We start from the raw sequence: 25,448 nt of genomic DNA on the forward strand, positions 1-25,448 counted from the left end.
AAGGCCGCACACGCGGCCTTTGTCCTTTTGACAGCAATCAGTCAGCCAGCCGCCATGTCGTCCCACCTTTGCCGTCTTCCAGGACGACCCTCATGGCGGTGAGCTGATCGCGGATGCGGTCGGACTCGGCCCAGTTTTTCTCGGCACGAGCTTGCAGGCGAGCGGCGATCAACGCCTCCACCTCAGCTGCGTCAACCTTACCTGCGGCACCGGCCTGCAGAAAGTCGTCCGGCTCCAGCTGCAACACACCTAGCGGCCCGGCCAGCTCCTTCAGACGCGCCGCCAGACCGGCAGCGGCTTGCGGATCGGACGGGCGCAGGCGGTTGACCTCGCGGGCCAGCTCAAAGAGCACAGCACAGGCCTCCGGGGTATTGAAGTCGTCATCCATCGCCGCCGAGAAACGCTCAACGAAAGCCTCACCGCCTGCAGGCGCCGCGTCAGGCATGCCCCTCAAGGAATGGTAGAAGCGCTCGAGCGCGCCTTTGGCTTCTTTCAGGCTGTCTTCGGAATAGTTGATCGGGCTGCGGTAGTGGCTTGACACCAGCAGGTAGCGCACCACTTCCGGCTGGTATTTCTCCAGCACTTCGCGAATGGTGAAGAAATTGCCCAGCGACTTGGACATCTTCTCGCCATCGACACGCACCGCTCCAGCGTGCATCCAGGCGTTGGCGTACTGCTTGCCGGTTGCCGCTTCGCTCTGCGCAATCTCGTTCTCGTGATGGGGGAACACCAGATCGGGACCGCCGCCGTGGATATCGAAGGTCTCCCCCAAGCAGCAGGTAGACATCACCGAGCATTCGATATGCCAGCCCGGACGCCCCGCTCCCCACGGCGAATCCCAGCTCGGCTCACCCGGTTTGGCCGCTTTCCAGAGCACGAAGTCCAGCGGATCTTCTTTGGCCTCGTCGACTTCGATGCGCGCACCGATCTTGAGATCTTCGATCTTTCGGCGTGACAGCTTGCCGTAGCCGACGAACTTGCCGACTCGGTAATAGACATCGCCATTACCCGGCGCGTAGGCGAAGCCCTTGTCGATCAAGGTCTGGATCATGCTGTGCATGCCGGCGATGTGCTCGGTGGCACGCGGCTCGAGATCCGGCCGCAGGACGCTGAGCCGTGCCTCGTCCTCATGCATGGCGGCGATCATGCGTCCGGTCAACGCCTCGAAGGCCTCGCCATTTTCCTGAGCACGCCGGATGATCTTATCGTCGATATCGGTGATGTTGCGCACGTAGGTCAATTCATAACCACGCTGGCGCAACCAGCGCGAGACCACGTCGAACGCCACCATGACGCGCGCGTGACCGATGTGGCAGAAGTCATAGACCGTCATGCCGCATACGTACATGCGTACCTGGTTGTCGACCAGCGGCTTGAGGGGCTCCTTGGCCTTGGTCAGGGTGTTGTAGATCGACAACGCCATTACTGGCCTCCCCAGGAGTCACGCAGCGTCACGGTCCGATTGAACACCATGGCGCCCGGGTGACTGTCCTTGCGATCGACGCAGAAATAGCCCTCGCGTTCGAACTGGAAACGGTCTTCGGCTTGGGCCGAGGCCAGCGAGGGCTCGGCACGGCAGCCCTTGAGCACCACCAGCGACTCGGGGTTGATGTTGTCGAGGAAGCTGCCGCCCTCCTCGTCTTTCTCAGGATTGGCCGAGCGGAACAAACGGTCGTACAGACGCACTTCGCACTCGAGGCTCTCGGCGGCCGGAACCCAGTGAATGACGCCCTTGACCTTGCGGCCTTCCGGGTTCTTGCCCAACGTGTTTTCGTCGTAGGAACAACGCAGCTCGACGACGTGGCCGTGCTCGTCTTTAACCGCTTCATCGGCACGGATAACGTAGCCGCCTCGCAAACGCACTTCGCCGCCCGGAATCAAGCGCTTGAAGCCGGCCGGCGGGACTTCTTCGAAATCGCTGGCGTCGATGTAGATCTCGCGGGAGAACGGCAATTGGCGTACGCCCATGTCCTGCTTGGGATGGCGAGGCAGCTCGAGATTCTCGACCTGACCTTCGGGGTAGTTGGTGATGACGACCTTCAGTGGCTTGAGCACGCACATGGCGCGTGGTGCGTTGGCGTCCAGATCCTCGCGGATTGCGAATTCGAGCATGCCGATGTCGACCACACCACCGGCACGGTTCACGCCGATCATGTCGCAGAAGGAACGAATCGACGCCGGGGTATAACCGCGTCGGCGATAGCCGGTGAGCGTCGACATGCGCGGATCGTCCCAACCGTTCACGTGCTTCTCATCTACTAATTGCTTGAGCTTGCGCTTGCTGGTGATGGTGTAGTTCAGGTTGAGCCGGGCGAATTCGTACTGCCGCGGGCGCGCAGGAACCGGGAGGTTTTCGAGGAACCAGTCATAGAGCGGCCGGTGATCTTCGAACTCCAGGGTGCAGATCGAATGAGTGATGCCCTCGATGGCGTCCGACTGGCCATGGGTGAAGTCATAGCTGGGGTAGATGCACCAGTCATTGCCGGTCTGGTGATGATGCGCATGACGAATACGATAGAGAATCGGGTCGCGCAGGTTCATGTTCGGCGAGGCCATATCGATCTTCGCGCGCAGCGCCTTGGCGCCCTCAGGAAATTCACCGGCCTTCATCCGAGCGAACAAATCCAGGTTTTCTTCCACCGAGCGATCGCGAAACGGGCTGTTTTTGCCCGGTTCGGTCAGGCTGCCTCGATACTCCCGAGCCTGCTCGGGGGTCAAATCGCAGACGTAGGCTTTGCCCGCCTTGATCAGATCGATGGCCCATTCATGGAGCTGGGAGAAATAATTGGAGGCATAGCGCTCTTCACCCGCCCACTGGAAACCGAGCCATTGGACGTCGCTCTTGATCGCATCGATGTACTCCTGATCTTCCTTCGCTGGATTGGTGTCGTCGAAGCGAAGGTTGCACTCGCCGCCGAACTCCTTGGCCAGGCCGAAATTCAGGCAGATCGACTTGGCGTGGCCGATATGGAGATAACCGTTGGGCTCGGGCGGAAAGCGCGTGACGATCTTGGCATGCTTGCCCGATTCCAGGTCGGCCTGAATGATCGGGCGGAGAAAGTTGGTGGCTGCGGTAGTCTCAGGCTTGCTCATGGTGTCCTTAACGATCTGCGAGTGTGCGGCTCAGAGAGGTTTACAAAAATAGTCGGGCAAGGCGCAACGACCATCGGGAGTAACAGCCAAAGGCTGGCCCGAAGGGTGAGCGCCGCGAATCAATCAGTCGAAAAAGCGGAATGTACAAGTAGTACATGAGCATTTGAGGCTGATTTCAACGCAGCATGGCCGAGCGCAGTAATTTGTAAACGCTCTCTCAGGGTAGGCCGGCCAAAACAAAGCACCTATCATAGCGGACCCATCAACCCCCTGACAGCGCAAAGCGCCCTGCTGCGCACTGCGCCGCAGCAGCGAGTCTCCGGGGCGACCGCGCCAATTGCGCAATCGCAACACCATTTTCTAACTCTTTATCATAAGGAAGGCTTCCAATGATCAAACTCCACACCAATCATGGCGTCATCACCGTCAAGCTGTTCGAAGACAAAGCTCCTGAAACCACCGCCAACTTCAAGGAATATGTGAAGACCGGCCACTATGACGGCACCATCTTCCACCGCGTCATCAGCAACTTCATGATTCAGGGCGGCGGCTTCGAGCCAGGCATGAAGCAAAAAACTACCCGTGGCCAGATCAAGAACGAAGCCAACAATGGCCTTTCCAACAAGACGGGCACCTTAGCCATGGCCCGCACCATGGAGCCACATTCGGCGTCCGCGCAGTTCTTTATCAACGTCAAAGATAACGACTTCCTCGATCACACCGCGCCAACCGTTCAAGGCTGGGGCTACGCCGTGTTCGGCGAAGTGGTCGAAGGCATGGACGTGGTCGAAAAGATCAAGGGCGTTCCCACCACGATGAAGTCAGGTCATCAGGACGTGCCGGTGGACGACGTGGTTATCGAGAAAGCCGAGATCGTCGAGTAATCGCATTGATCCTGCTGATTTCCGACCTGCACTTGGAAGAAGAACGCCCGGATATCACCCGGGCGTTTCTTCGCTTCCTCGACACACGAGCGCCCCAGGCCGAGGCGCTCTACATCCTGGGTGATTTCTTCGAGGTCTGGGTCGGCGACGATGGCATGACGCCCTATCAGCACGAGATAGCCGGAGCGCTGAAGGCGTTGAGCCAGCGGGGAACCCGAATCTATCTGATGCACGGCAACCGTGACTTCATGATCGGCAAGGCGTTCAGCCGAGAGGCCGGGTGTACGCTCCTGGCCGATCCGCATATCGCGCAGCTTGGCGGAGAGCGAGTACTGCTGATGCACGGCGACAGTCTGTGCACGCGAGACGAAGGCTACATGCGGCTACGGCGCTGGCTGCGCAACCCGATCAGCCTGTTCATCCTGCACAACCTCTCCCTGGCCAAGCGTCAGAGGTTGGCGCAGAAGCTGCGCTCGAGCAGCAAGCAGGAGACACGCATGAAAGCCAGCGACATCGTCGACGTGACGCCCGACGAGGTAGTCAGGATCATGCAGCGACACAAGGTCCGCACGTTGATTCATGGCCACACCCACCGCCCCGCTACGCACTCGTTCCAAGTCGACGATCAAACCGCCAGACGTATAGTGCTAGGTGATTGGGATCGCCAGGGTTGGGCGCTGCAGATCGATGACTCAGGCTTTCACCAAGCTCCGTTCGACTTGGACTGAGCGAATCAGGCGGCGCTCGGTACACCGCTGTGAAAGCGAAACTCGTCATCCGGGCTTTCGATCAGCTCGCGCTCGCGCTCACGGACCCGAACGATGGTCGCGTCGATATCTGACGCATCGCCGTAGAGATATGCCAGCTTCAGATAATCCTGGAAATGCCTCGCCTCGGACTTCAGCAAACCGTGATAGAACTTGCCCAGCTCTTCATCCAGGTGCGGCACCAGCATCGCAAAGCGCTCGCAAGACCGCGCCTCGATAAAGGCCCCGATCACCAGGGTATCGGTGAGCCGATAAGGTTCATGGTTGCGAACCAACTCCCGCAATCCGGCGGCGTAACGTGATGAGCCGATGTTGCGCAGGCCGATATCGCGCTTGCGAATGATCGACAGCACCTGCTCGAAGTGTCGCAGTTCCTCTCTCGCCAGGCGCGACATCTTGTTCTGCAGATCGGGCTTGTCGACATAGCGGAACATCAGCTGGAAGGCCGCGCCAGCGGCCTTTTTCTCGCAGTTGCCGTGATCGATGAGCATTACGTCCTGGTTCTGCAGTGCAACATCGACCCAGGCGGCAGGCGTTGCACAGCCCAGAAACTCGTTCAATTCGGGAAGCATGGTGAGGTGTATTCGCAATAAGAGGTGAACGGCGGCGATACGGCGATTCGAAGCCGCGGACGACGGGCATTATACGAGCCGAATTTCCTGCGGCCAGTGCGGGTTGATTTGCGTCACAACCAAATGGGTTGCCTTAGCTATAGTGAAGACATTACGAAACCGGAAACGGAGCCGATCATGCAAGCCATTCGCAGCATCCTCGTAATAATCGACCCAAACCTGCCCGACAACCTGGCACTGAAACGAGCGCGCCTGATCGGCAGCGTCAGTCAGGCAAAACTGCATCTGCTGGTCTGCGATGGCAAGCATGAACACAGCGAATACCTCGCCAGGCTTCGCGCAGAACTGGAAGATCAGGGGCAGACCGTAGCCGTTCATCAGGCCTGGCATGAAAATCTTCACCAGACAATCATTGCGGTACAGCAAGCCGAAGGTTGTGATCTGGTGATCAAGCAGCACATCGCGGACTCTCCTTTGAAGCGCGCACTGCTGACGCCGGACGACTGGAAACTACTGCGTTACTGCCCCTGCCCCGTGCTGATGGCCAAGACCGAAGCGCCCTGGACCGGCGGCACGGTGCTTGCCGCGGTCGACGTCGGCAACGCCGATCTCGAACATCGCACGCTCCATGCCAGCATCGTCAATCATGGCTACGATATCGCCTCGCTTGCCGAAGGCAGCTTGCACGTCATCAGTGCCCACCCGTCGGCCATGCTCTCAGCGGCCGATCCCGCTTTCCAGCTCAAGGAAACCATCGAAGCGCGCTATCGCGATGCCTGTAAGCAGTTCCAGGCCGAGTTCGGCATTCCGGATAGCCATCTACATATCGAGGAGGGTCCGGCCGATGCCTTGATTCCTCGCGTTTGCCACGAGCTGCAAGCCGTTGTGACGGTTATCGGCACGGTAGCCCGCACGGGCTTTTCCGGCGCACTGATGGGCAATACGGCAGAAGTGGTGCTCGATACATTGGAAAGTGACGTCCTGGTACTCAAGCCGAAAGGTATCATCGATCACTTGGAAGAACTGGCACGTCGGTAACCGGCCCGGCGCGCCCATCCGGCGGGAGCAGTGCTACCGCCACTGCGGCCGCTAGCCGCTGATCTCGCCCAAAAACCCTGGCGCGATATAGCGCTGATAGTGCGCCTCTGAGAGAAGAAAAAACTCCCGGTCGATAGCATCGCGAAGCTCGGGCAGAGACCAGTCGCGAAACTCAGGCAGCAAGACTACGCCATAGGCGTCGAGCTGCTGAATCACCCGCGCGCCCCTAGCGATAAGCTGATAAGCCCAGCAGTAGGGTGACTGTTCCGCAACGAAGCGGATCTGTCGGCTTTCCAGTTGGCGGCGCAACAGCTCCGCATCGAAGATTTCCAGCTTGGCAGCCATCACCTGCGCCAGGAGCTGTTCCAGCCGCAGCCATACGGAGCGCTTGCTCGCCTCGTCATAGGCATTCCAGCTGACCACTTCGTGATGGAAACGCTTGCAGCCACGGCAGACGAGATCACCGTAAACAGTGGAACAGAGGCCCACACAAGGGGTTTTGATGCGCTGATTGGACATAACGGGCGGTGGATCGGAGAACAGCGCCGCATCTTAGACTTTTGTCCAAGCCGGGTCACGGAAGAATCCACCTGGGCACCCGCCCATGGCCGTGCATCCCGCGCCCTGCGGTACTCCAGCGCGTTTTCGCAACAGCCCGGCAGGACGCACCAGATTCGATGGTCACGGCGTTTCACTTAACTTTGCGGGCCTGTTCCAGTAGAATCGGCCCGCCGTTTTAGGCGCAACAATCCGCAAGAAGCTGTTTTCAAAGCGTCACGAGCACAGTTGACCGGCTACCTACCGGGTGCGCAGATCCCTCTAACCTGCGCACCCGGAAACCGGCGTAAAACTTTGAAAACAGCTTCCGGATGCGCGTCCCGAGACACCCAAGGGACCAATGATGAGGGTATAAAACTGTGCTTGAAGCCTATCGCAAACACGTAGAAGAGCGTGCCGCCCAGGGCGTCGTGCCCCAGCCGCTGAACGCCGAGCAGACCGCAGGCCTGGTCGACCTTTTGAAAAATCCGCCAGCCGGCGAAGAGCAATTCCTTCTCGATCTGATCACCAACCGCGTTCCCGCGGGCGTGGATGAAGCCGCCTACGTCAAGGCCGGTTTCCTCGCCGCCATCGCCAAGGGCGAAGCCACCTCTCCGCTGATCAGCAAGCAACACGCCGTCGAGCTACTGGGCACCATGCAGGGCGGTTACAACATCGTCACGCTGGTCGACCTCCTGGACAGCCCGGAACTGTCCGACGCCACCGCCGAACAACTCAAGCACACCCTGCTGATGTTCGACGCATTCCATGACGTAGCCGAGAAAGCCAAGGCCGGGAATGCGAACGCCAAAGCCGTCCTGCAATCCTGGGCCGAAGGCGAATGGTTCAAGAACCGCGCCCCTGTTGCCGAGAAAGTTACCCTGACCGTATTCAAGGTCACCGGCGAAACCAACACCGACGACCTATCGCCGGCACCGGACGCCTGGTCGCGCCCGGACATCCCGCTGCATGCTCTGGCCATGCTGAAGATGGCCCGCGACGGCATCACGCCTGACGTGCCTGGCTCCGTTGGCCCGCTCAAGCAGATGGAAGAACTGAAAGCCAAGGGCTTCCCGGTCGCCTACGTCGGCGACGTGGTCGGTACCGGTTCTTCGCGTAAGTCGGCCACCAACTCGGTGCTGTGGTTCTTCGGCGATGACATCCCGAACGTACCGAACAAGCGTGCCGGCGGTTTCTGCTTCGGCACCAAGATCGCGCCGATCTTCTACAACACCATGGAAGACGCAGGCGCCCTGCCGATCGAGTTCAACTGCTCGGATCTGGCCATGGGTGACGTGATCGACGTATACCCCTACAAGGGCGAAGTCCGTCGTCATGGCAGCGATGAGCTGGTCACCACCTTCCAGCTGAAAACCGACGTTCTGCTCGACGAAGTACGCGCCGGCGGCCGTATTCCGCTGATCATCGGTCGCGGCCTGACCGAAAAAGCACGTGCCGAGCTGGGCATGGGCCCGTCCGACCTGTTCAAGAAGCCGGAAGCGCCGGCTGAAAGCAACAAGGGCTACACCCTGGCCCAGAAGATGGTGGGTCGCGCCTGCGGTCTGCCGGAAGGCAAAGGCGTGCGTCCGGGCACCTACTGCGAGCCGAAGATGACCACTGTCGGCTCCCAGGACACCACCGGCCCGATGACTCGCGACGAGCTGAAAGACCTGGCTTGCCTGGGCTTCTCCGCCGATCTGGTCATGCAGTCGTTCTGCCACACCGCGGCTTATCCGAAGCCGATCGACGTCACTACCCATCACACCCTGCCGGACTTCATCATGACCCGCGGTGGTGTTTCCCTGCGTCCAGGTGACGGCATCATCCACAGCTGGCTGAACCGCATGCTGCTGCCGGATACCGTCGGTACCGGTGGCGACTCGCACACCCGGTTCCCGATGGGTATTTCCTTCCCGGCCGGTTCCGGTCTGGTCGCCTTTGCCGCGGCCACCGGCGTGATGCCGCTGGACATGCCGGAATCGGTACTGGTTCGCTTCAAGGGCAAGATGCAGCCTGGCATCACCCTGCGCGACCTGGTTCATGCGATCCCCTACTACGCCATCCAGAAAGGCCTGCTGACTGTCGAGAAGAAGGGCAAGAAGAACATCTTCTCCGGCCGTATTCTCGAGATCGAAGGACTGAACGAGTTGACCGTCGAGCAGGCTTTCGAGCTGTCCGACGCCTCTGCCGAGCGTTCGGCTGCAGGCTGCACCATCAAGCTGCCGGAAGCGGCTATCGCCGAGTACCTGCAGTCCAACATCACCCTGTTGCGCTGGATGATCAGCGAAGGCTACGGCGACGCCCGTACCCTTGAGCGCCGCGCCCAGGCCATGGAAGCCTGGCTGGCCGATCCGAAGCTGATGAGCGCCGACGCCGACGCCGAGTACGCCGAAGTCATTGAAATTGATCTGTCCGAAGTCACCGAGCCAGTTCTGTGCGCGCCGAACGACCCGGACGACGCCCGTCTGCTTTCGAGCGTACAGGGCGAGAAGATCGATGAAGTGTTCATCGGTTCCTGCATGACCAACATCGGTCACTTCCGCGCTGCAGGTAAGCTGCTGGACAAGGTCGAAGGCTCCCTGCCGACTCGTCTGTGGCTGTCACCACCGACAAAGATGGACCAGCATCAGCTGACCGAAGAAGGCTACTACGGCATCTATGGTCGCGCCGGTGCGCGCCTGGAAATGCCGGGCTGCTCGCTCTGCATGGGTAACCAGGCTCGGGTCGAAACCGGTTCGACAGTGGTTTCCACCTCGACTCGTAACTTCCCGAACCGCCTGGGCGATGCGACCAATGTGTACCTGGCCTCTGCCGAGCTGGCAGCAGTCGCCTCGATTCTCGGTCGTCTGCCGACCGTCGAGGAGTACATGGTCTACGCCGCGCAGATCGATACCATGGCAGCGGACGTGTACCGCTACCTGAGCTTCGATCAGATCGCCGAGTTCCGTGAGTCCGCGGCCAAGGCGAAGATCGACGTGGTTGCGGTTTGATGCGCTGAGCCATGCATGTCCGCCTTACAGACGGTTAACGCCGTCTGCATGAGTAGCGGAAGATGAGCAAACGCCCCGACTGGTTCGGGGCGTTTGCTTTTCTGCGAATCGCATAACAGTAGCAACCATAGCCGTGCGCTATCGGCGCTACTCAAGAACGCTGTCGACATGCATTCAACAGCACGAACCCGAGATAGCTCCATACCGTCGCGGTATGCTGAACCGCACGGCCAGATGTTCAGCCAGCTAACCTACGAACCTGCCTGGGTTCGGCAATACGTCAAACGCCGCTCGATAGAACGGCCGCTCAGTGATGTGCCAACACGGGAACCGCAGCAGCCAAAATAACCATGACGGCCTCCGATCCAGAAATCACTATCCCATCTAGCCGTTAGCCTTCGCCGAACCACCGTGCAGGCTCGCGTTACCCCAGCTGCGAAGGGCATCCTGCTTGATGCCAGAAATTTTCCATTCGCCCTCCAGGTCGGAAAGCTCGAACTCGTAGCCTCCGCATGAATGGAAGAAATCCTCGCCTGAATCCGGACGCTCCTGGGAAAGGTCAAACCGAAGAATCAGGTAGTTGCACCGCGCTCGGACAATTCCTGCGTCTGGCCCTGGAGTGATTAACAGGTTGGAAAAACTGTGGTGTTTCGCCAAGGTGTCTGCGGCATTCTGCCGACGACTGACGAAATCACGACCAGTCATCGTCGTCGGCCGCTCCCGCCCAGAGGACACATAGTCAATTGCCACTTCAGACCCAAGGCAATCGACCATCGAGGGCCAATCACGCTGATCGAAGCAAAGAAAAAATCTGCACAGGACATCATTGACCTGTACGAATACCTCTGGCTCTACGGATTCCACATCACACTCCTACGGATCGATCACTGCGTCGAAGGCATGTCTGCCGCTGCCTCCGTGAGGATTTCGGGGCCTGGGTTGCTGCGGGCAGCGAGCTATAATCTCGTCGCCTTTGCGGCCGTGCTGCGAAAGTTTCTCTGACCGACTTATCGCCAAACATTCAGTAGCGCTCAGCCTCGATAACCTGCGAGCGCAAATTCCGCATTCATGTCCGGGAAATATCGGACTCAGCGTATCGCATGCTAGAACGCCCCTAACAACGGCTCAAGTGACCGAGGCCAGATGCTCCGAGTGAGCAACGCTACGGCACTGACCCGCTGGGCCCAGCGAGCCCCGTCGGATCGGCATCGGGGCTGCCCTTGAGTTTGCGTAGGCAGCCGACGAAGTCATCCACGTAGCTGAATAACACCGGGATGACCAGCAAGCTCAACACGGTCGAAGTGATCAGTCCCCCTATCACGACGATTGCCATCGGAGAGCGGAAGCTCGGGTCGACGCCCCACCCCAGCGCCACCGGCATCATCCCTGCGCCCATGGCGATCGTCGTCATGATGATGGGACGTGCACGCTTGCTGCAGGCATCGATGATAGCGTCCCATCGCGACAGCCCGAAGTCGCGGCGCACGAGGATGATGTAGTCAATCAGCAGAATTGAGTTCTTCGTAGCGATGCCCATCAGCATGATCAGCCCGATCATCGCCGGCATCGACAACGCCGTTCCGCCCAGGTAAAGCGCAACGAAGGCCCCGGGAATTGAAAGCATCGGTGCGGCCAGAATAGTCAGCGGCTGCAGGAAATCCTTCAAGAGCAGGACTAGCACGACGTAAATACATAGCACGCCGGTCAGCATCGCCAGGCCGAATCCTCTCGCAAGCTCGCCCATGGCTTCGGCGTCTCCAACCGACGTCTGGACTACGCCTGCTGGCAGATTACGGAGGCTCGGTAGTGCCAGAACCGCCTGCTCGATGTCACCCAAAGGCTGGCCATTGAGTTCGATCTCGAAATTGACGTTGCGCATCCGATCATAGCGGGTGATCTCGGAGGGGCCGCTGCCGATCTCGAGCGTTGCGACATTATCCAGGGGCACCGGTCCGCGAGCACCGGGTACGGGAAGGCGTTGGAGCGTATCGAAGTCTGTTCGGGCGGCGTCAGTCAGCCGTACCACAACGGGAACCTGCCGATTGCTGAAGCTGAGCTTGGCGAGATCCTGATCGTAATCCCCGGTCGTGGCAACGCGCAGGGTATCGGCGATGGCAGTGGACGTAACACCCAGGTCGGCAGCACGTGCGAAATCAGGCCGGACAATCAGTTCGGGGCGAACCAGGCTCGCGGTCGAGGTAATGGCGCCCACCCCGGGAACGGTGCGCAGCTCCCGCTCCACCTGCTGGGCATGCCGGCTCAATACCCGACCGTCTTCGCCTGCCAGCACCAGCACGTAGTTTTCCGATCCGCCCATGCCGACCTTGATACGCACGCCGGGCAATGCAGCAAGCGCTTTGCGCAGCTGACTCTCGATCTGCTGCTTGGTCAGCCCGGGGCGATCGTTACGGTGAGTCAGATTGAGGGTGAGCACCGCGATGCGAACATCGCCTGCCGAGCTGCCGGACGGATCGATCAGGTCACCGCTAGTGTTGCCACCGCCAATCCCGGCGTAAACCATCTGCACGTGCTGATGTTGCGCCACGATACTGCGTGCTCGCTCGGCGAGCACCAGCGTGTCGTCCATGGTGCTTCCCGGCGCGAGCGTAAGGGTTACTTGCGTCTGCCAATCGTCGTCTGGCGGCATGAAGGTACCCGGCAACAAGGCGGCGAGCATCAGGCCACCCGCGAAGAATACCGCCGCGCCTGTGACGGTCAGAACGCGGTGCTGCAGGCACCAGCGCGCAAGCGATAGATACAAGCTCATCCATCCCGGCTCGGGTTCGTCATGCTGCTTTGGCGCCTTGAGCAAATACGCCGCCATCATAGGCGTCAGCATGCGCGCGACGAGCAGCGAGAAAAAAACCGAAATGGCTGCGGTCCAACCGAACTGCACGAAGAATTTACCGACCGTACCGCTCATGAAGGCCGTGGGCAGAAAAACCGCAATAAGCGTAAAGGTGGTCGCCACGACGGCCAATCCGATCTCATCGGCCGCCTCCATCGCGGCTTGGTACGGCGTTTTGCCCATCCGTAGATGGCGTTCGATGTTCTCGATCTCAACGATGGCGTCATCGACGAGAATGCCGACAACCAGTGACAACGACAGTAAGGTCACGGTATTGACCGTAAAGCCCATCCAATACATTACGGCGAAGGTGGGAATCGCTGACAGCGGCAGCGCTACGGCGGCCACAAACGTTGCCCGCCAGTCACGCAGGAAAAGGAATACGACCAGCACGGCGAGCGCAGCGCCCTCATACAGCAGGCGCATGGAGCCTTCATAGTTCTCGATCACCTGATCGACGGAGTTGAAGGCTTCGGTGACGGTGATGTCCGGGTGCTTGGCCTTGAGCGTGTCGAGTGCCGCCCGAACGCCCGCGCCCACCTCGACCTCACCGGCGCCCCGCGCACGTACAATCTCGAAACCGACCACGGGCTCACCATTCAGGAGTGCAGCCGATCGGCGTTCGGCGAACGTATCGGATACCGTGGCGACCTGGTCGAGCCTGACTCGCCGACCATCGCTGAGCGTGATCTCGAGCGCGCCGAGTTCCTCGGCGGATTGAACGGTAGCAATGGTGCGCACCATCTGCTCACCGCTACCGAGGGTCACACGGCCGCCGGATGCCTCCCGCTGGATCTGACGCAACTGACGGGAGATGTCCAGCGCCGTGGTATTGAGAGCCAGCAGATGCGTCGGATCCAGGGCGATGCGCACCTCGCGGGTGACACCGCCAACCCGGGTTACCGCTCCCACCCCGGGCACCGCAAGCAAAGCCTTGCTGATGTCATGGTCGACGAACCACGACAGGGCCTCGTCATCCATCCGTGTCGAGGCGACTGTGTAGGTCAGGATCGCCGAGCCCGAGACTTCGACCTTCTTGATCACCGGGTCGCGTAGATCGGCCGGCAGGTCGGCGCGTACTCGGGACACCGCGTCACGGACATCATCAAGCGCTTCCTGGGTCGACTTCTCCAGGCGGAACTCGACCGCGATATCCGCGGTACCGTCAGTCAGGGTGCTCTGGATGTGTTTGACGCCTTGCACGGTGGCGAGCGAGTCCTCGATCCTGCGCGCAACATCGTTCTCAAGCTGTGCCGGGGAAGCGCCGGGCAGCTCCGCCGTGATGGTGATCATCGGCAAGTCGATGTCGGGAAACTCCTGGATTTTCATTGAGGCAAAGCCCATCAGGCCCGCAAAAGTCAGCAGTATGAAGAGCAGGATGGCCGGCGTCGGGTTTCGGATCGACCAGGACGAAACGTTAAGAGTCATCGGGCATCCCCCTTCATGTACAGGCTGACGGGCTTGGCTGCTCCACTGGAAACCTGCTCGCCCTGACTCAAGGCAGGCTGCTCCTCGACGACTCGCACAAGATCGCCGTCGCCTAGAAACCCGCCTCCCGTCAGTACCACTTGGCCGTCCGTATCAAGACCCGCCGTGATCTCGACGCGGTCTTTTACCCGCCGCCCCACAGTCACCTTGACCTTTGCCACTGTTGAATCAGGTCCGACGCGCAGGACGTAGCTGAACCCGTCACGCAACAGCACGGCGCTCTGCGGCAGGGTCCGCACCTGATCCGTGCCCACCACAAACTCGCCTCGCGCGAACATACCAGCACGTGCCGGGCTGTCTGGCGGCAAGTCGACATAGACCAATCCATTGCGGGTTTGCGTGTCGATCACTGGCGCGACCATGCGCAACCGCCCTTCTACCACCTCGCCATTGCTCAGCCTGACTTGTGCGGGCTGGCCCGGTCGCAACGTAGCCAAGTCCGCCGCGGCGACCTCGGCGCGCCACTCGAGCCGCCGTCCGCGTATCAAACGGAACAGCTCCTGACCGGCAGGCAGAACTGCTCCCACGGTGGCGCTGCGCGCCGAGATAATGCCGTCGTCCGGCGCCAATACTTGGGTTTGAGCCAGGCGAAGGCGCTGGGTCTGCTCGGTTGCCTCCGCAGCCTTCAGGCGTGCTCGCGCGGTGCGCTCAGCCGTCACGTACTGATTGATCTGCTGGGCCGACAAGGCGCCGGTGTTTTGCAGCTCCCTCGCCCGCTGGGCATTGGCCTCGGCTTCGGCGAGTGCCGCCTGTGCTTCTGCGGTGGCGGCACTGCTCTGCGCCAGTTCGGCCGTGACGGTATCGGAAGCAAAGGTCGCCAGCAGCTGATTGCGTGTGACCAGATCGCCCACGTTCACCCTGACCTCGGCCAGGCGCAGGCCATCGGCCTCGGTACCGATGCTCGCCTCCTGCCACGGCTGGATGTTGCCATTCGCCGGGATCTGATTGGGCAGCGTGGTGGTTTCGAGCGAGGTAACGGCCACCGTGAGCGCAGGCCTCGCGACCGGCTCATCCTCCTGAATCGCGTCACGGCGGTCCCAGGCGGCTATAGCCCCCATCGTCATGGCGACCGTGGTGACCACTACCGTTACGATAAAAACGGTCTGGCGAGTTGTCCTTTTCATACGGGTCATAATCCTGATTTAACGTTGCGGCCGGGACGTGGTCGGAGCGGCGATCGATAAGGCGATGGTTGTGTGGGGGTCATAGGCCGGTGATGTCGTCTAACGCCGCGGACGACCAGCCACCACCAACCGCTCGGTACAGCGTGATCCAACTGGTGACGTGCTCGCGCTGCAGTTCGATGAAGGAGATCTGCGCATTCACCCTGCTGCGACGGGCATCCTCTAGTTCGAACAGGCTGGCATTACCCGACCGGTACCGTGCTTCGAAGGCCTGGAACGAACGTTCGAATCCCTCGACGGCGTCGCGCGCGTTGCCACTTCGCGCAGCGGTGCTCTGCAGCGACACCAGCGCCGTTTCGACTTCTCGTATGGCATTACGCAAGCGGTCGGCGTAAACGACCTTGGCAACGTCGTAGCGCACCTGGGCAGCTTCAGCGTTGGCTCGACGCGTACCGGCATCGAACAGAGGTACCGTCACCGCAACCGGGCCGACGCTCCAGACGGTACCGCTGGTGCTGACGCTGCCCTGCTCGGATACACGTGTCCGCCCGACTTCCCCGCTCAAGGTGACGCGCGGCCAACGCAATGCCTGCGCCTGAACAGACTCAGCGCTAGCGGTGACGACGTCACGAGCAGCCGCAAAGATATCCGGGCGTTGCGCCAGTACCTGAGCGGGCAGCGTCGCGACGACAAACTCGGCAGGCTGCGGCATCCGCGCGCTGGCTGCGTCAAGGTCGCGTCCCAGCGCCACCTCGTTCCGGGCGGTCAGCGCAACCAGCGACTTGATCAGATATTCGCATTGCGCATGTTGCTCAGCCAGACTCACCCGCCCTTGGGCCGCGCTCGCACGGGCCAGGTCAGCTTCGGCCGGCGATTGAAAACCGCTCGCGGCCATCAGATCGGTCAGGCGTGCGGTTTCATTGCGTGACTGTGCATCGAGTTCGGCTTGCACCGCCTGGGCTTCACAAGCCCGGAACTCGACATAGGTCGTCGCGATCTCGGCGGCGACCGACACCCGAGCGTCATGCCATTCGGCCAAACTGGCTTCCAGCTGCGCCTGTGCAGCGCCGGCTCCAGCTCGATTGGCACCGAATATATCCAGCTCCCAGCTGGCCTGAAGGCCCACCGATGCCATCGAGCCCACCGGCGCTGCCACTTCGGACCGTCCACGGCTCGACTCGATGGCTCCATCCAGCGAAGGCAACAGAGCAGCCAGCCCAGAGACACGTGCAGCTTGGGCGTCAGCGATACGTGCGATGGCCTGTGAAAGCGTCGCGCTGGCGTCCTGTCCATCCTGGATGAGGCGCAGCATCAGCGGGTCGTCGAATTGTCCCCACCACTGCGCCAGATCAACGAGCTCGCCCCCGTGTGCACGGGGTGCATGCCACTGGGTGGCCACGGGCGCATCGGCGCTGCCGAGTGTCGGTGCCTGCTCGATGGTCGCGCAGCCAGCGAGCACAACTGCTGTCAGCACGCCCCAGGTCAGACTCAACGATGAGTTCAATGCGGCATTCTCCCTTCCTACATGAGCGCAGCCAGTCGTCATCACGCAGCGAACCGGCCATCGACTTGCGGCTTAGGGAGTCACTATCGGACGGGCAACCTTTCCAGACCCTTACCGGGCGCACGGAAAATAAAGGTTGGCCGGTAAGTTTTCAGTAAGACGGAGTTCTGGACGATGCAAGCGTTTTCAACCTCGCCCTGGAGAGTTCGATGTATCGTTTTCGCTTACCCGCTTTGACCGCATCATCAAGTGCAATCATGCGCGCCGCGACTGCTTCCGTTCTTTTAGGTGGTTTGTCGCCGCTGACCACCCACGCGGCCGAGTTCTCCTATCCAGAGGTTTCAACATCCTGGGGGCTTGGTATTGGCGCGGCCAGCAGTCAACAGCCGTACACCGATATAGATCGGGACAACAAGGCGATACCGCTGATCTACTACGAAAATCAGTATGTGCGGATCTTCGGCCCTGTCGCGGAGTTCAAGCTGCCGAGTCTGCGCATCAGCGATTCTGAACAACTCAATTTCAATATTGTGGCTCGGTACGACTCAAGCGGGTATGAAGAAGGCGATGCTCGCATACTCGACGGAATGGACGATCGCGACGGCGGTTTTTGGGCTGGAGCGAATGTGAAATGGCAGAACGAATGGGCGGACGTCTACGCCGAATGGCTTACGGACGCGTCGAGTAATAGCGACGGTCAACGCTTTACCCTCGGCCTGGAACGATCGTGGCAGATCAGTGACCACATCAAGCTTACGCCGCGCCTGGCAGCCGTATGGCAGGACAAGAAGTACGTCGACTATTATTACGGCGTTCGCGACAGCGAAGCTCGCTTCGACCGGGCGGCCTACGATGGAAAGGCCGGAATCAATACTGAGTTTGGCGTGCGTGGAACCTATATGTTCGATAAAAAGCACTCCGTGTTCCTCGACCTCGAAGCGGTAAGTCTCGCTGATGAGATCAAGGACAGCCCTCTGGTAGACAGCTCCACCGAAAATCGCGTGGCCTTTGGCTACCTTTACCGATTCTGATGAACCGCATCCTCCTCGTTGAGGACCACGAACGCCTGGCTCGACTGATCTGCAAAGGGCTGCTGGGCGCCGGGATCGCTGTCGACGTAATCGGACGCATCGATGCTGCGTGGGCCGCTATCCAGCAGCTCCCGTACCAGGCCGTCATCCTGGATCGGGGCCTGCCGGATGGCGATGGGCTCATCCTGCTGCAAAGGCTGCGCACCGCGGGGATAGGGTTGCCGTGCCTCGTATTGACGGCGCGTGACGCATTGCATGATCGAGTAGAAGGGCTGGACGCCGGAGCGGACGATTACCTACCCAAACCGTTCGCCATGGATGAGATGATCGCGCGCGCCAAGGCGTTGCTGCGCCGCCCCGTCATACAGCGCTCGCTCGATCCCAGCTATGGGGACCTGACGCTACGCGTCGATGCCGGCGTTCTCTGGCGCGGCGGTAATAGCGTAGCCCTGTCGCCGACCGAAGCTCAGGTCATGCTCTTGCTGATGCGCAACCATGATGAGGTTGTGCGGCGCACGGCGCTGGAAGCGGCCGCGTGGGGGCTGAGTGAAGCGGTCACTCCCAATGCTCTGGATGTAGCGCTTCACCGTATCCGCCGCAAACTGCTCACCATCGGTGCGCGCCACAAGATCGTCAACGTACGGGGGCACGGTTATGCGCTTCGTGAGAACGACGTGGCTCAATAGCCTCGCCGTCAAAGTACTGCTCGCCTATATCGCCGGCGCAATGGTCACCACAGCCATAATCGTGCTGGCCCTTTTCGCGCTGACGGCATCTCAAAGTGACATGCTCTCGGACGCGGAGGTGGCCGATAATGCGAGAGAGATGGCCGATGACCTAGTGTTCGATAGCAATGGCATACCGATCGGGATAGACATAACCAAATTCGATATCGAATGGGTATTCGACAGCCTGAAACAAGAAACCTCATACCGGGTGCTGGACGCGTCGGGGATGGTTGTATTGTCCTGGCCTGGAAGCGAAGTCATTTGGCCTGAAAGTAGCGAAGCCGACCAGCTTCGCTCCGAAAGCTTTAAATTCGAGCAAAGAGGCGTGACGATGCACGGCGCCACCGAGGCAGTCGAGCATGAGGGGCGGACTTGGTATTTTCAGTTCGCGGCCAGTACCCGATTCCTGCACCTGATGCACCGTGCGTTCGCATTGCCTTTCACCGGCCTGGGAATCACGCTGTTCAGTTTGGTATTGCTGTTTATCTTCGGCGCATGCGTTTACGTAACACTGAAGTATGCGTTCAAGCCGCTACGAGACATATCGAACTCGGCTGCGAAGATCTCCCCTCGCTCGCTACACGCTCGCCTGAACACCGATGCCGCACCAAATGAGATCGCACCCTTGGTTGAAAGCTTCAATAACGTGCTCGAGCGGCTTGAGCGGGGCTATCGCGTTCAGCAGGAATTTCTCGCAACGGCGGCCCATGAACTTAAAACGCCACTTGCATTGATCCGTGCTCAGATCGAGTTGATCGATCATACCGACGGACAGAACTCACTGCTCAATGATGTCGAACATATGACGCGCCAAGTGCAACAGCTGCTGCATCTCGCCGAAGCAAGCGAGATGCAAAGCTACCGGTTTGCCGCTGTGGATATCCGGGAAGTTGTGAGCGAAGCGATCAGTTATCTGCAACGTATGGCCGATGGCGCGGGTGTGAGACTGGTAATGAACAATGACGCCCGTCAGAACGATTGGGTAGCCGATCGGGGTGCGCTGTTCACCTTGCTGAAAAATTTGTTGGAGAACGCGCTTCAGCACGCGCCTCGTGGGACGGCAGTTCATGTGAGCGTCGGCGCGAACATATTGGCGGTGCGTGACTGGGGCCCTGGTGTGAACGAAGACCAACTGGCGCATTTATTTGCACGCTTCTGGCGTGGCGCCGATAGACGCGATCACGGTGCGGGCCTTGGCCTCGCCATCTGCCAGGAAATAGCGACAGCGCACGGTTGGACGCTGTCCGTGTTCAGGGTAGAGCCAGGCCTGCTGTTCCAGCTCTCGCACCCTGGCGCCAAAGACACCGCAGGCCAGCAACTGCACCATCTGAGCCCAATACCAGATCCTGCTCCCAGCTAAGGCACAGGCTCTGCATCGCGGCGGATAGTTTCGGTCGATGAGGTCAACGGCGGATGCCCTTCCTCGTCGGGCTGCGGGAGGCTATGCAAGCGCACTGGACTTGAATGTAGCGGCTGACGCCGCCGTGCAACATCGTTACGTACCCACCGTGACGCCGGTCATTGCGACGCAGCATCACCAGAACCGGCCCTGTAATCTAGCGAAGCAAACCGGATCTGCATTCATCAAGGACAACCAACGCTTAAGTCATTAGGGATTCGCTAGCATCATCCGTACAATGCGCGCCACCCATACGCAACCATCTGCCTGATGTAGGCATGCCCCGCGTTTATCGCCGAACAGCTTGGCTATCGTTACATGTCCCTCGGTCTCGATACGCCTGTTGCCGATAGCGAACGCGATGGGAACGAAATGAAAAAGCTGCAGATGGGACCTAAAAGGGACCAAGCGTAAATCCCCAACTCTGAAACCCGCGAGAATATTGGCTTTGATCTCCACCGCTAACATCACCATGCAGTTCGGCGCCAAGCCGCTGTTCGAAAACGTTTCCGTCAAATTCGGCAACGGCAATCGCTACGGCCTGATCGGGGCTAACGGCTGCGGCAAGTCGACCTTCATGAAAATCCTCGGGGGCGACCTGGAGCCGTCCGCTGGTCAGGTCATGCTCGAACCCAACGTACGCCTGGGTAAGCTGCGTCAGGATCAGTTCGCCTACGAAGACTTCAACGTCATCGACACGGTGATCATGGGCCACGAAGAGCTATGGAAGGTCAAGGCCGAGCGCGAGCGCATCTACTCGTTGCCGGAAATGAGCGAGGAAGACGGCATGGCCGTCGCCGAACTGGAAACCGAGTTCGCCGAGATGGACGGCTACACCGCCGAGTCCCGTGCCGGCGAGCTGCTGCTGGGCCTTGGTATCCCGCTCGAACAGCACTTCGGGCCGATGAGCGAAGTGGCGCCGGGCTGGAAACTGCGGGTACTGTTGGCGCAAGCGCTGTTCTCCGATCCGGAAGTGCTGCTGCTCGACGAGCCGACCAACCATCTGGATATCAACACCATCCGCTGGCTGGAAAACATCCTCACGGCGCGTAACAGCACCATGATCATCATTTCCCACGACCGGCACTTCCTGAACAGCGTGTGCACGCACATGGCCGACCTCGATTACGGCGAGCTGCGGCTGTTCCCGGGCAACTATGACGAGTACATGACCGCGGCGACCCAGTCGCGCGAGCAGCTGCTGGCCGACAATGCCAAGAAGAAAGCGCAGATCGCCGAATTGCAGACCTTCGTCAGCCGCTTCTCGGCCAACGCATCGAAAGCCAAGCAGGCGACTTCGCGCGCCAAGCAGATCGACAAGATCCAGCTCGCGGAGGTCAAGCCCTCGAGCCGCGTCAGCCCGTTCATTCGCTTCGAGCAGACCAAGAAGCTGCACCGCCAAGCCGTAACCGTCGAGCGCATGGCCAAGGGATTTGATGGCAAGACGCTGTTCAAGAACTTCAGCTTCACCGTCGAAGCCGGCGAGCGGGTCGCGATCATCGGCCCGAACGGTATCGGCAAGACCACCCTGCTGCGTACGCTGGTTGGCGAACTGCAGCCGGATGCTGGTTCGGTGAAGTGGACCGAAAGCGCCGATATCGGCTACTACGCCCAGGACCATGCCGATGACTTCGAAGACGACATGTCGCTGTTCGACTGGATGGGCCAGTGGACGCAGGGCGGCGAACAGATCGTGCGCGGCACCCTTGGCCGTATGTTGTTTTCGAATGATGAGATCCTCAAGTCGGTTCGAGTTATCTCTGGAGGCGAACAGGGTCGCATGCTGTTCGGCAAGCTGATTCTGAAAAAGCCCAACGTCCTGGTAATGGACGAACCGACCAACCACCTGGACATGGAATCCATCGAAGCGCTGAACCTGGCGCTGGAGAACTATCCGGGCACTTTGATTTTCGTCAGCCACGACCGCGAGTTCGTCGGCTCGCTCGCGACGCGAATCATTGAGCTCTCGGATACAGGTGTGACCGACTTCAGCGGCACCTATGACGACTATCTGCGTAGCCTTGGCGTGATCTAAGGACGCCGGAACGAACGCGCCCCGTCAGTTCCGTACTGTACGGGGCGTTTTTGTATGAGCCCTTCGCGTCAGGCGGTTTCGTACAGCGCCTCAATGGACTGCTGAGCTGCGATCATCGCTGATTCCCGTGCATCGCCTCCCATGGCGAGGCCATGGGCCCGAACGATCTCGATCTCGGTAATGCCGAGAAACCCCAGTACAAGCTTCAAGTAGCCTTCGTGCGCGACACCGCTGGGTTGGTCGCCATGAATGCCTCCGGCAGTTGAAACGAGAATCACGCGTTTTCCACCGGCCAAGCCCTCTGCACCGTTCGGGCCGTAGCGAAAGGTTTTGCCTGCTACGGCGATGCGGTCGATCCATGCCTTGAGCTGGCTGGGTACGCTGAAGTTGTACATAGGTGCGCCAATGACCAGTAAATCTGCCTTGAGAAACTCATTCAGGGTCGCCTCGGCCAGTGCCGCTGCCTGACGCTGCACCGCATCACGCAGCTCTTCCGGAGTGCTGGCGGCCGCCAAACTTGCGCCAGACAGGTGGTCCAGCTCGTCCGCAGCAAGATCGCGATAACGCAAGCTGCTCTCCGGCTCGGACGCCAGCACAGTCGCCACGACAGCACGTGTTAGCTGACGCGAAGCCGAGGCGTCGCCGAGGATGCTCGAATCCAGGTGCAGTATGTTCATGTAGGGTCTCCATCTCAGGTTCGTTTCGATGGGGAAATCCTACAGACAAATCGAATAAGGGATTAGTAGCGAGATTTACGATAGATTGTCCTGAAAATAGGACGATAAGCCATGCAAGATCTCAACGACCTTTTCTATTTCGCCAAAGTGGTCGAAGGCGGTGGATTCGCTGCGGCCGGTCGCCAGCTCGGCATTCCCAAATCACGACTGTCGCGCCGCATCGCCGAGCTTGAAGAGCGACTCGGTGCGCGATTGCTTCAGCGCACGACGCGAAAGCTATCCGTCACCGAGATCGGCGAGCGCTACTACCGGCATTGTCAGGCGATGCTGCTGGAAGCGGAACAGGCGGATGAGGTCGTAGCGAGACTGACCAGCGAACCCAGGGGACGCGTGCGCGTGTCCTGCCCCATCGCTGTGGCCGGATTCGCTGATGCGGTAGTGGATTTCCTTGCGACATATCCGCTGGTAACACTCGAAACGATTGTCACCAACCGGCGTGTAGATCTGGTCAACGAGGGCATCGATGTCGCTCTGCGGGTTCGTACCGCAGATGACGAAGACCCCTCGCTCATCGTTCGGCGTTTGCAACCGACTGTCGCCTATCTCGTCGCCTCGCCCGCATTACTTCGTGACCACACCATCAACGGTCCAGAAGACCTGCCTAAGCTGCCCGTGCTCGGCGCAGCAGACCCCGACCGCAAGGTGCGCTACCGGCTCGTCAGCGATGATGGCGAGACACGGGAACTCGTGCTGGAACCGCGGCTTGCGGTCGATGACTTTCTGATCCGCAAGGCTGCCGCTCTTTCAGGACTCGGCCTGACCATGCTGCCACGCGGCTACTGTGAAGAGGAGTTGGCGAGCGGCCAGTTGATTCGCGTCCTGCCAGACTGGACGCTGCCGGGGGGTCACCTGCAGGTGGCTTATCTGCATCGGCGCGGAATGTTACCTGCCGTTAGGGCGTGGATAGATCATATGGTCAAGGTATTCGGTCAGGGCTGGCCGTGTTAACGCCGAAAGACTCACCGGCTCAATCCGAGCAACACCTCATGCAAGCGCTGGAAATACAGGTAATCCAGCCACACCACCTGATGAGCCATAACGATCAACCAGAACGCCAGCTGGAATGAGAGCTTGCGAGTCTTGTGTCGTAACACTTGCTGCGCCAGCAGCGCGCCAGGCCAACCACCGAGCAGCTCGACCAGATGCAGATGCGCCTCCGGCGTACGCCTGTTGCCGCGCATGGCGCTGCGCTTGTCGTGCAAATACAAACCGAAGACCAGCAAACTCGCCAGTGCATAGGCGACTAGCGGCCAGTGCACGCCCTGCTGGACCAACCGCACGCTGCCCAGCGTCGGTAGCAGACACAGTAGTACAAGGGCAGAGACCTTCAACGAGAAATGCTGACGAAGAGCACCAACTCGTCGGGCGCGCGGTCCATGGTCCTCATGCCGAGCTTTGGGTGAGCGCCGCGCCAAGGGCTTTTGGCGAATGGCCGGATCATCGAGGGAAAGCGTATCCAGACGGATATGCGAGGCACGCAAACGCCCTTCCCTGTCGCGATCGGTTCCATACCGCACCCGATCGCCCTGTACCGGACGACGTGCTCCGCGCATGACCGAAATGTGCGCGAACACCTCGTTACCGCCATTGTCAGGGCGGATGAAACCGAATCCTTTCTGATCGTCCCAACTTTTCAGCTGACCGCGTAATTCCATGTTGAAAGACTCGGTGAAAATCAGGCATTCCAATCGGCGGCAAAACGATACGAAATGATCGGTTTCAATCGGTGTTCGTGGCGTGTGCCGGAGTTTCTTCTTCAGCCCTAAGCCATGGCGTTATCAGCCTGCGGCAGTGCTCCAATCGATCAAGCCGAACTGCCAGGTCGCCAGAATGGCGATGCCAAAGATGATCCGGTACCAAGCGAATGCTGCGTAGCTATGGTTGCCGATAAATTTCAATAGCGCACGCACCGCCAACATCGCAAAAATGAACGAAGTGACAAAGCCAATCGCAAATACTGGAAGATCACCCGACTGGAACAGATCGCGGTATTTGTAGCCGGAGTAAACCGCAGCACCCACCATCGTCGGCATCGCCAGGAAGAAGGAAAACTCAGTCGCCGCCTTGCGCGACAGGCCAAATAACAGCCCGCCGATGATAGTAGCCCCCGAGCGCGAAGTTCCTGGAATCAGCGCCAAGCACTGTGCACATCCCACCTTCAACGCATGACTCCAGTGCATATCATCAACCGTTTCCGCCTGGATGCGATGCGAACGTTTTTCAGCCCAGAGCATGACCACCCCACCGATAACCAGCGCGGTCGCCACGGTGATGGGGTTGAACAGGTATTCATGTATCAGGTCGGCAAAGGTCACACCCAGCACGACGGCTGGTAGGAATGCCACTAGTAGGTTGACGGTGAATTTCTGCGCCTGTCGCTCGCTGGGCAGCCCGACCACGACATCGATGATCTTGCGCCGGTACTCCCAGACCACAGCCAGAATCGCGCCCAGCTGAATGATGATGTTGAAGGCCAATGCCCGCTCGCCACCAAACCCGATGAGATCGGCGACGATGATCTGGTGTCCGGTACTGGATATAGGCAGAAACTCCGTGATTCCTTCGACCACGCCTAGAAGCAACGCCTGAAAGGCGATCCAAAAATCCATCTAATCCCCAATAGCGGTGCAAACCACCGCATTTGAATATGCAACGAAGGTATATGTCAGATAG

The 25,448-nt window shown here is 59.8% G+C and carries 20 protein-coding genes; 9 read left to right on the forward strand and 11 right to left on the reverse strand.

The genetic code is table 11. The features are described 5' to 3' along the window. Positions 1 to 37: 37 nt before the first annotated feature. Positions 38 to 1,423, reverse strand: coding sequence for a cysteine--tRNA ligase (gene cysS, locus ACL0K2_RS02655; RefSeq protein WP_239610354.1), 1,386 nt, complete (start codon positions 1,421 to 1,423; stop codon positions 38 to 40). Further along, complete coding sequence (locus ACL0K2_RS02660) at positions 1,423 to 3,093, reverse strand: glutamine--tRNA ligase/YqeY domain fusion protein (protein WP_045162115.1); 1,671 nt, start codon at positions 3,091 to 3,093, stop codon at positions 1,423 to 1,425. The genes cysS and ACL0K2_RS02660 overlap by 1 nt, the downstream gene beginning before the upstream one ends. Positions 3,094 to 3,482: 389 nt before the next feature. Between ACL0K2_RS02660 and ACL0K2_RS02665 the strand changes: the two genes are divergently transcribed. After that, positions 3,483 to 3,977 carry a peptidylprolyl isomerase gene (locus ACL0K2_RS02665; RefSeq protein ID WP_239610352.1) on the forward strand — a complete coding sequence of 165 codons (495 nt, stop codon included), beginning with the start codon at positions 3,483 to 3,485 and terminating at the stop codon, positions 3,975 to 3,977. A 5-nt stretch (positions 3,978 to 3,982) separates the two neighbouring features. Beyond that, complete coding sequence (gene lpxH / locus ACL0K2_RS02670; protein WP_413043722.1) at positions 3,983 to 4,705, forward strand: UDP-2,3-diacylglucosamine diphosphatase; 723 nt, start codon at positions 3,983 to 3,985, stop codon at positions 4,703 to 4,705. Positions 4,706 to 4,710: 5 nt separating this feature from the next. Here lpxH and ACL0K2_RS02675 read toward each other — a convergent pair whose 3' ends face one another. Beyond that, complete coding sequence (locus ACL0K2_RS02675; protein WP_045162111.1) at positions 4,711 to 5,316, reverse strand: tRNA-(ms[2]io[6]A)-hydroxylase; 606 nt, start codon at positions 5,314 to 5,316, stop codon at positions 4,711 to 4,713. A 177-nt stretch (positions 5,317 to 5,493) separates the two neighbouring features. On the opposite strand from ACL0K2_RS02675, the gene ACL0K2_RS02680 reads away from it, so the two are divergent. Beyond that, entirely contained in the window at positions 5,494 to 6,354 is an 861-nt protein-coding gene (locus ACL0K2_RS02680; protein ID WP_045162109.1) for a universal stress protein, read from the forward strand. A gap of 51 nt (positions 6,355 to 6,405) precedes the next feature. Here the strand turns inward: ACL0K2_RS02680 and ACL0K2_RS02685 are convergent, their stop codons facing one another. Then, positions 6,406 to 6,873 (reverse strand): DUF1289 domain-containing protein, encoded by a 468-nt coding sequence (locus ACL0K2_RS02685; RefSeq protein ID WP_045162107.1) that lies wholly within the window; start codon positions 6,871 to 6,873, stop codon positions 6,406 to 6,408. Positions 6,874 to 7,271: 398 nt separating this feature from the next. On the opposite strand from ACL0K2_RS02685, the gene acnB reads away from it, so the two are divergent. Further along, the gene (gene acnB / locus ACL0K2_RS02690; RefSeq protein ID WP_413043723.1) at positions 7,272 to 9,881 is read left to right on the forward strand and encodes a bifunctional aconitate hydratase 2/2-methylisocitrate dehydratase; all 2,610 of its coding nucleotides are present in this window, start codon (positions 7,272 to 7,274) and stop codon (positions 9,879 to 9,881) included. Between the two features lie 384 nt (positions 9,882 to 10,265). On the opposite strand, the gene ACL0K2_RS02695 is transcribed toward acnB, so the two are convergent. The 4 genes from ACL0K2_RS02695 to ACL0K2_RS02710 all read right to left on the reverse strand — a co-directional run bounded on the left by ACL0K2_RS02695 (position 10,266) and on the right by ACL0K2_RS02710 (position 16,845). Beyond that, entirely contained in the window at positions 10,266 to 10,745 is a 480-nt protein-coding gene (locus ACL0K2_RS02695; RefSeq protein ID WP_045162104.1) for a nuclear transport factor 2 family protein, read from the reverse strand. A 298-nt stretch (positions 10,746 to 11,043) separates the two neighbouring features. Next, entirely contained in the window at positions 11,044 to 14,157 is a 3,114-nt protein-coding gene (locus ACL0K2_RS02700; protein WP_413043724.1) for an efflux RND transporter permease subunit, read from the reverse strand. Next, positions 14,154 to 15,341, reverse strand: coding sequence for an efflux RND transporter periplasmic adaptor subunit (locus ACL0K2_RS02705; protein ID WP_413043725.1), 1,188 nt, complete (start codon positions 15,339 to 15,341; stop codon positions 14,154 to 14,156). The genes ACL0K2_RS02700 and ACL0K2_RS02705 overlap by 4 nt, the downstream gene beginning before the upstream one ends. A gap of 79 nt (positions 15,342 to 15,420) precedes the next feature. Continuing rightward, positions 15,421 to 16,845, reverse strand: coding sequence for an efflux transporter outer membrane subunit (locus ACL0K2_RS02710; RefSeq protein WP_413043726.1), 1,425 nt, complete (start codon positions 16,843 to 16,845; stop codon positions 15,421 to 15,423). Between the two features lie 209 nt (positions 16,846 to 17,054). Between ACL0K2_RS02710 and ACL0K2_RS02715 the strand changes: the two genes are divergently transcribed. From ACL0K2_RS02715 to ACL0K2_RS02730, 4 genes are all read left to right on the forward strand, one after another. Next, on the forward strand, positions 17,055 to 17,876 hold the full coding sequence (locus ACL0K2_RS02715; protein WP_413043727.1) for a MipA/OmpV family protein: 822 nt from the start codon (positions 17,055 to 17,057) through the stop codon (positions 17,874 to 17,876). After that, complete coding sequence (locus ACL0K2_RS02720) at positions 17,876 to 18,562, forward strand: response regulator transcription factor (protein WP_045162100.1); 687 nt, start codon at positions 17,876 to 17,878, stop codon at positions 18,560 to 18,562. The genes ACL0K2_RS02715 and ACL0K2_RS02720 overlap by 1 nt, the downstream gene beginning before the upstream one ends. Further along, positions 18,531 to 19,964 carry a sensor histidine kinase gene (locus ACL0K2_RS02725; protein ID WP_413043728.1) on the forward strand — a complete coding sequence of 478 codons (1,434 nt, stop codon included), beginning with the start codon at positions 18,531 to 18,533 and terminating at the stop codon, positions 19,962 to 19,964. The genes ACL0K2_RS02720 and ACL0K2_RS02725 overlap by 32 nt, the downstream gene beginning before the upstream one ends. A gap of 487 nt (positions 19,965 to 20,451) precedes the next feature. After that, positions 20,452 to 22,038: an ABC-F family ATPase gene (locus tag ACL0K2_RS02730; RefSeq protein WP_239610342.1), complete on the forward strand. Its 1,587-nt coding sequence runs from the start codon at positions 20,452 to 20,454 to the stop codon at positions 22,036 to 22,038. Positions 22,039 to 22,106: 68 nt separating this feature from the next. On the opposite strand, the gene ACL0K2_RS02735 is transcribed toward ACL0K2_RS02730, so the two are convergent. Then, the gene (locus tag ACL0K2_RS02735; RefSeq protein ID WP_413043729.1) at positions 22,107 to 22,715 is read right to left on the reverse strand and encodes an FMN-dependent NADH-azoreductase; all 609 of its coding nucleotides are present in this window, start codon (positions 22,713 to 22,715) and stop codon (positions 22,107 to 22,109) included. 111 nt (positions 22,716 to 22,826) lie between these two features. On the opposite strand from ACL0K2_RS02735, the gene ACL0K2_RS02740 reads away from it, so the two are divergent. Beyond that, positions 22,827 to 23,723, forward strand: coding sequence for a LysR substrate-binding domain-containing protein (locus ACL0K2_RS02740; protein ID WP_413043730.1), 897 nt, complete (start codon positions 22,827 to 22,829; stop codon positions 23,721 to 23,723). 11 nt (positions 23,724 to 23,734) lie between these two features. Here the strand turns inward: ACL0K2_RS02740 and ACL0K2_RS02745 are convergent, their stop codons facing one another. Beyond that, positions 23,735 to 24,430: a DUF1294 domain-containing protein gene (locus ACL0K2_RS02745; RefSeq protein ID WP_413043731.1), complete on the reverse strand. Its 696-nt coding sequence runs from the start codon at positions 24,428 to 24,430 to the stop codon at positions 23,735 to 23,737. Between the two features lie 123 nt (positions 24,431 to 24,553). Next, a complete protein-coding gene (locus tag ACL0K2_RS02750; protein ID WP_045162093.1) occupies positions 24,554 to 25,384 on the reverse strand; it encodes an undecaprenyl-diphosphate phosphatase in 831 nt (276 codons plus the stop codon). Positions 25,385 to 25,448 lie beyond the last annotated feature (64 nt).

The sequence above is a fragment of the Pseudomonas sp. YJ42 genome (genome assembly GCF_047225135.1).
Taxonomy (GTDB): domain Bacteria; phylum Pseudomonadota; class Gammaproteobacteria; order Pseudomonadales; family Pseudomonadaceae; genus Stutzerimonas; species Stutzerimonas stutzeri_E.